Raw genomic sequence first — 536 nt, forward strand, 5'->3', positions numbered from 1 at the left:
TGAATTATTTGCATCTGTTTTGCCAACGTATGAAAAAATAGTGAAGAATAAAATTAAAATCGCACTTACACAAAATCAATTTGATGCTCTTGTATCCCATACTTACAATACAGGAGGTTCTGATACTTTGTTTTCTTTAATCAATAAAAAAGCAAATTCAGAGACTATTAAAGACTGGTTTATTTCGAGATATATTACCGCTGGAGGTAAAGTTTTGAATGGTTTGATCCGAAGAAGAAAAGCTGAAGCTGATCTGTTTTTTGCAAAATAAAATTTAAAAAACTGTAATTGGTATATTGTGAAACAGAGAATTTTAATCTCCCAGCTCTAGAATATGATGTCTCATCCTAATAATTCCATTTACAGATAAACAAATTTATTGAAACTATTGAATTAGAATTTAGATGAAATATTTCCTAAATTTAGTAAATCACCAATCCAAAAAGAGCAAAGAAGTATTGGTTTAAATTTTAAGAAAATACTAGCCATTAGGATATTCTTTTTTCAAATTTTTATCCAAAATAAAAGGTACAAAA

General features: G+C 27.2%; 1 protein-coding gene. It reads left to right on the forward strand.

The window, feature by feature from the left end; translation table 11 throughout:
- Positions 1 to 271 (forward strand): lysozyme (locus tag OEW74_RS16235; protein ID WP_265429469.1); only part of this gene is annotated, 271 nt, incomplete at its 5' end.
- Positions 272 to 536 lie beyond the last annotated feature (265 nt).

Source organism: Chryseobacterium sp. YIM B08800 (assembly GCF_026163565.1).
Classification (GTDB): Bacteria; Bacteroidota; Bacteroidia; order Flavobacteriales; family Weeksellaceae; genus Chryseobacterium.